Genomic DNA, 6,383 nt, shown 5'->3' on the forward strand with positions numbered 1-6,383 from the left:
GTGTCGGGCACAGCAGAAAGCCAGGCGCCACGTTCGTGCCGGTGGCCTCGAACGGCGTTTCCGAGTTCTGCCAATCTCGGTAGGTCGGTCCACAGCCGATCGCTCGGCCGTCGGACCCGTATTCGACATTGAGAATCGGCACATGGCCGTGGAACAGCACACGCTTGCCGCGGTAGTCGACGTACTTCAACTCGATTCCCGAGCCGTTCGTGCCGGATGATGCCGCGGGGCGCACGGCGAGAAAGCGCCAAAGCGTCTGCCCGCCGCTCGTAACCGTCACCCAGCACTGGCCGGTTGTCCCAGGACCGTTGCCAAAGGTGTCGCGCGCTGGCGGGGGCTCGCAGACGCGAGAACCACGCTGAACCACCCCGTCGATCCCTTCGCGGAAGACGTGGCGGTCGAACATGCTGACGCCCACGATCTCGTGGAACGGCGAGTCGGCTTGGGTCGACCGCAGCCCGACCGCCAATGTGCGCTCGACGCGGCCGTCAGGCAGTTGCCGATCGATGAACGGCGGCATCGGCCGGAACAGCGAAATCGCGCCATTCGCAATCCGCTCGCGCAGGTCCCGCTCGTGCCGCACAATCTCCACTGCCGCAGCGAACTCGTCGCCGTCGGGCAGCGGCTGATGGCCAAGCCAGGAGGTCTCGAGGACACCTGGAACCTGTGGATCCAGCGCGTGTAAGGCGCCTCGCACTTCGAGCACCCGATTCTCAACATAGTCATAGGCTCGGGCAACAAACCGGTCAGGTGCCCAAGCATCGACCCGCTTGTCGCTATGCCGGGAACAGTCGGTAGGCGCCTCGTCGTGCTCGAGCACAAAACTCAGGAGGCGATGCTCGCCTTGAACGAGGCGCTCGCGCACCTGCGGATGTGAGAGCAGGGCCGCCATGTGAGCATCGATGCGCTCCTGGGTCGGACCGAAGCGCTCCATGAGCAGTTCCAGGGGTGCCCCTGGCGGGTCACAGTTTTCGCCGCCGCCGCCGGTAGGTGTTCCCGCACCGCCCGTCGAGTGGGCGTGCGACTGCATTTCGGGATTCGACGTCGATGCCATGCTCTTCTCCTTCAGGGGCGAACAATGTGCCGCTCGCTTCGCAGGTGTTACGCCTAGCGTCAGCACAACCATGGCCATGCCGCCCGCATCCCTAGAGTAGTCGTCGCAGACATGTGCGGCATCCCTACTGTGAAGGAGATCGAACTCCCCGGATATTCCGCCCCCCGTTTGTAAACAAAGGCGTGCGAAGTCCAGCGCTTCACATGCTGACCCTGCACGGGCTGCTGGTGAATCTTGAGGGCGCCCGGCACGACGCACCGACTGCCCCAGGTGCGCCTGCGCTCCACTGAACGATTTACCTCGCGGTGCGTGCACGCGTTGCGTCAATGCGCTAGCGCTTTTACGATGCCGGCTTGCTAACCGCTACCCGCCAATTGGACAGTCTCAAGATGCTCGCTCGCGACGCGGAGCGCACTGATGCACCCGTCGCGTGCCCAGGGTGCTCGACCGAACTGATCCTGAGGAAGGGCCCGATCCGCATCCACCACTTCGCGCACAAGGCCCCGACATCGTGCCGGCTCGGATTCGGCGAGACGCAGGATCACTTCCAGGTGAAGCTGGCGATCTTCGACGGTCTGCGCGGCCAGGACAATGTCACAGACCTCGAGCTCGAGAAGCGGCTGGCCGGATCGGTGGCCGACATCTACGCGGTCATCTCCGGCGTCCCTGTGGCCATCGAGGTGCAGCGCAGCGACCTCGGCATTGAAGGCATCGCAGCACGCACCGCCAACTACCATCGTCTCGGCATCGCAGTGATCTGGGTCGCTCTATCGAACGGAGATCTCGACTTCGAGCGGTACAGCCCATCGGCCTGGGAGCGCTGGTGCCATGCTGCCTATTTCGGGCGCGTCTACTACTGGTCGCAGGGGCAGGCCCTTCGCCCCCTTCATTTCGCTCCGTTCACATTGCACGTCGCGTACCAGTCCTGGCGCAAGGACGGAGAGAGCACAGCGCTGGCGGCTACGACAAACGCTCGAAGCTCTGGGTGAGGCCGGAGCCTGGCGCGCTAGTGCTGCTCTCTGCGCATTTTCAGAGGCGGGTGCGCGATGCCTGGTCCGGGGGGAAACTCGTCATCCCGAAATGCACGCTCTTCGTCGATCGGCGGCCAAAGTGGTGGGCATAGGGTATGCGTCCGGTGAACCCGTTTTGACTGGCGGTTGCGCGTAGCTGGCGTACTGGTCCGTCAGCAGCGTGCCGCTCCACGCACCATCCTCGCCGAGGAACGCGACCGGGTACTGGCCGCCACGGTCCCAGGCAGAACTCGAAGATCACGCCGCGCCGGGGAAGATAAGCCGCGCGGCCAGCAGAAGACATGTCGCAGACGGGTTAACGCTCGGCCGGTCAGATCGCGGCGCAAGCTCGCAGAGCACCGGGAACTGCCACCGCCCGCTCGGCGCCCACGAGCGGACTCTCGTTTACGCTGGCCGAGTTGCCTACCCCGGCCGGGGGATCATTCAAGCTGGTTTTGGGCGCATACTTCAGGAGCTAAGTGCTGGAGAAATGTGAGGCGTCTAAATGCGATGGCGTTCTAGTCATGTCGAGACGAGCACAGATCGGCGAAAGCAGCTTAGCTGCAATAGGTTGGGTACTGGTCCCTCTGCCGGATTCAACGGCTGGTCCCCGGACTACACGTCGGCGGCAAGACCGCGCTGACCGTGAAGGGCTACTTCCGCGCCGAAAGCGCGCTCGGCGGAGAGGCCAGCCGGATGCTCGATGAGGTCTGAGGCAACAGATCCACACGGTCTGTGCGATTCTTAACGCGCCACCTGGAGCACCCCAAGCTGAGGCGCCCTATTGCTGGATCCTGCCCTCGCTGCTGATGATGGACAGCTCGACATATTTCGAGCCGGCCCTCGCGCCGGGCCTGAACCCGACGGCATAACCTCCGAGKTCGTAGTCGTTCATGGCGTTCAGCGCGGCAGTCATTGCTTCGCGCGTGGGTGCGCGTCCCTGCCGCCGCGCTGCCTCGATGATCACGCGGCCGGCGATGTAACCCTCCAKCATCACGTAGCTGATCGGCATGTCGAGCTTGTTTGCCTTGGTGACCTCCGCGAACTCCCGAGCGAGGCGGCTGTTRTTCTTGTAGGGGTTTGGCGTGACCTGCGAGATGACGACGCCCTTCATCTGCTCCTCGCCCAGCCGCTGGGACAGCTGCTCGATGTCTGCGCCGGAGTAYGCGAACAGTTGCGCCGCGCCACCTTCCATGCGGTAGCGCTCGATAAAGGCCGCCGTGGTGGCGCCGTTGGCCACCATGATGATGGCCWGCGGCGGGGTCTTGAGAAAGGCCGCCACCAAGGTCCCGGCGCTCCTGCTGTCCGGTGCATAAGAGGCGCGAATGACGAAGGCGGCCTTTGCCCGACCGGCCGCCTCGTCGGCCGCGGCGACCACTGCGTCGGCCCCGGCCTCGTGGAGCAGGCCAAGCCGGGTGATGCCCACGGTCGCCAGGTGCTCGGTGAGCTTGGCCAGCTCGTCACGGACGTCGGCCCTCACGTTGAACAGCAGGGGATGCGAGGGCGGAATCCCGGTCGTGCGATAGCCCACGAGCGCCAGGCGCTGCTGGTCCAGAATGCCGGAGGCCAGGAGCGCCGCCAGATTGCGGCTGCCGAAGTAGCCGGCCAGCACGAGCGGGCGTTGCTCCGCGACCAGCTTGCGCGTCTGCTCGACGGTGGACGCGGGCTCGTTGTGATCATCGGCGCGCACGAGCGTGAAATTGCCGTTCACGCCGCCTTGCTTGTTGACGCTGTCGAAAGCGAGCCGCAGGCCAGCTGCGTAGCCCAACCCCTGCTTGGCTTCCAACCCCGTGAGCGGTGCCACTTGCCCGACCACGATGTCGGCAGCGCCGGCGCTCGCCACCATGGCGCTTGCGATGGCGGCCCCCAGAATCCAGCGGGCCAAGGCGCGTCCATTCATCAGWTCCTCCGAAAGACGACCAAGCATACGTCCCCCTACTCGCCGATCCCGAATCGCTGAAGAAGTGCCGACTTCAGCCGTCTGATCTCCACCATCGCATCAGACTTTGGTGCCTGCTGCCCCGACAAGACCGCGGCAGCTTCAGCCGCRGCATCCCTTGCAACACGGGCATTCAGCGAGCATCGAATCAACTCGCGTTTCCGATCCTTTGCGTCCAAGACGGCGAAGTTTTTCATGAGCACTTCGGCAACTTCAAGCGCCGAAGCTGCCGCAGAGAGCGTCATGTGGATGCCGGCGCGCACACGATTGCCGTAGTCGGTCTCTTCCTTGACGTTCAACTCTTTCTCCTGCTCACAGASAGGGAGCGTTCCAATGTCGGTAGGAGCGAAGTACGGCACAGCCTGAACGCCATGCTCACGCGCCGAGATCACCTCCTGCAGCGCGACTCTGACCATTTGAACAGTCTCCAGGTCTGGGGATTGCATAGCCGGTTTCATTCACCTCGAAAAGTGGACCTGAACTACCAGGGACGAGCGATATTCGGTGCGGCCAGCGTCTTGGCATCGGACGCCAGCTTTCTCCAGGGCCGCTCACGCTCAACGTAAGTCTGATACAAGTGTATCTGCATGTAAAYTTACGGTAAAGACACTTTCAGGCGGATGAGTCCGTCTGCGGGATTCGCTTGCATCTGATGCTTGTCTCCTGCGTGTYGAGACAATGACGCACGGACCCTCAACGACGTTCGCCGGACCTTCCCGGGGAGTCCCGTGGGGCCGAGATCAATCGGCGCCGACAAGCTGATGAACATGATCAAGAAGGGCCCGCCGTGCGCAAAGCCGAGGATCGCCTGCAGCTTCGTCATTTGCCGGTAGCAAACAGCGAAGCGCCATCGCCAATGGCCCAGCAAAACCASRTCGCTGCGCAAATGCAAGAATAAATMTTCAATTTGCACGAAACGCGTAGAATGGCCTACATGATCCCTCGCGACGTGGCGCCACTCGCCGCCGAACTGGCGCGCCAATATCCAGTCTTGACACTGACGGGACCGCGCCAGAGTGGCAAGACGACGCTGTGCCGCAACCTCTTTCCCGACAAGCCCTACGTCACGTTGGAAGACCCCGACACCCGGCGTTTCGCCAATGAGGATCCGCGAGGCTTCCTGAAAGGGATCGAAGGCGGCGCAATAGTCGACGAGATCCAGCGCGCACCGCAGATCCCCTCCTACCTTCAGGCGATGGTCGATGTCGACCCCGCTCCGGGGCGTTTCATCCTGACGGGAAGCCAGCAGTTTGAACTCATGTCCCAAGTGAGTCAGTCGTTGGCCGGCCGCACGGCTGTTTTGCGACTGCTGCCGTTCTCCCTCGCCGAGGTCGCGCGGCTGCATCCGGTGCCRCCGCTGGCGCAGACACTGCTCACGGGCTTTTACCCGCGCATTCACGACCGCGRCCTCAACCCCTCGCAGGCGCTCGGCGACTATTTCACGACATACGTAGAGCGTGACCTGCGCCAGCTGGCGGCCGTTCATGACCTGCAGCGCTTCGAACGCTTCGTACGACTGTGCGCCGGGCGCGTCGGTCAGSTCGTGAATCTCACGAGCCTTGGCAATGATGCCGGCGTTTCGCACGCCACCGCGCGGGCATGGCTTGACCTGCTTCAAACAAGCTACATCGTGCACGTGCTTCCCCCCTGGTTCACCAACACATCGAAGCGGCTCGTGAAGAGCCCCAAGCTGTACYTTTGCGATGTGGGTCTGGCCTGCTGGTTGCTGGGCTTGCGCAGCGCCGACCAGGTGGTGCGCGACCCGCTGTTCGGCAGCTTGTTCGAGAACCTGGTGATCATGGAAGCTCTCAAGACCCGATTCAATCAGGGCGAGTCGGCGGAGATGTACTTCTTTCGCGATGCGACAGGCAACGAAGTCGATCTGCTGATTCCCTCGGGCCGGAAGCTCCGCGCCGTGGAGATCAAGGCTGGCGCGACAGTCAACACCGATTACTTTCGCGGCCTTCGCAGTTTCGCGGCCGCCTTCCCCAATGCGCTGGAAGGCGGCAGCGTCGTCTATGGTGGCGACACTGACCAAGCACGAAGCGACTGGCCGGTGWTCGGCTGGCAACGCCTGCAGCATCCGCCGGCGAGGTGAGCTTGAGGGCGCTCACAGGGGTCGACTTGTTTTCGGTGTCAAAACTGACGGTCGCATCGCCAGCAACGGCGGGGGGGTCAGTTCCTAAGTTGTTGATTTCGTGAGCATTGCTGTTCACCKSRYTGCGGCGTATCGTGTCCGSCCCCCGAACTGCGAAGGAGCGCGGCAATGCAAGGCTGGCAGWCGTCCTACCTCGGSCTGCGTGACCTACCGGGCGARYTCAGCGRGTTCGAGCTWCAGGCGTTCTTCAGCTTCAGCCSCGCCGAGCGAGAGTTGATCGCG

Annotated in this window: 5 protein-coding genes; 2 read left to right on the plus strand and 3 right to left on the minus strand. The window is 63.4% G+C overall.

Going from position 1 to position 6,383, the window contains the following annotated elements; all coding sequences use genetic code 11:
• A partial coding sequence (locus AC1DY5_RS37515; protein ID WP_478119542.1) for a hypothetical protein occupies nucleotides 1-1,054 on the minus strand: 1,054 nt, incomplete at its 3' end.
• A gap of 389 nt (nucleotides 1,055-1,443) precedes the next feature.
• Between AC1DY5_RS37515 and AC1DY5_RS37520 the strand changes: the two genes are divergently transcribed.
• Nucleotides 1,444-2,043, plus strand: a complete 600-nt coding sequence (locus AC1DY5_RS37520; protein ID WP_478119543.1) for a competence protein CoiA — start codon at nucleotides 1,444-1,446, stop codon at nucleotides 2,041-2,043.
• 802 nt (nucleotides 2,044-2,845) lie between these two features.
• Here the strand turns inward: AC1DY5_RS37520 and AC1DY5_RS37525 are convergent.
• The gene (locus tag AC1DY5_RS37525; RefSeq protein ID WP_478119544.1) at nucleotides 2,846-3,964 is read right to left on the minus strand and encodes an ABC transporter substrate-binding protein; all 1,119 of its coding nucleotides are present in this window, start codon (nucleotides 3,962-3,964) and stop codon (nucleotides 2,846-2,848) included.
• Nucleotides 3,965-3,999: 35 nt separating this feature from the next.
• Nucleotides 4,000-4,419: a hypothetical protein gene (locus AC1DY5_RS37530; protein ID WP_478119545.1), complete on the minus strand. Its 420-nt coding sequence runs from the start codon at nucleotides 4,417-4,419 to the stop codon at nucleotides 4,000-4,002.
• A gap of 509 nt (nucleotides 4,420-4,928) precedes the next feature.
• On the opposite strand from AC1DY5_RS37530, the gene AC1DY5_RS37535 reads away from it, so the two are divergent.
• Complete coding sequence (locus AC1DY5_RS37535; protein ID WP_478119546.1) at nucleotides 4,929-6,101, plus strand: ATP-binding protein; 1,173 nt, start codon at nucleotides 4,929-4,931, stop codon at nucleotides 6,099-6,101.
• The last annotated feature ends 282 nt before the right edge of the window (nucleotides 6,102-6,383 follow it).

This window comes from Variovorax sp. P4_D9, assembly GCF_056401695.1.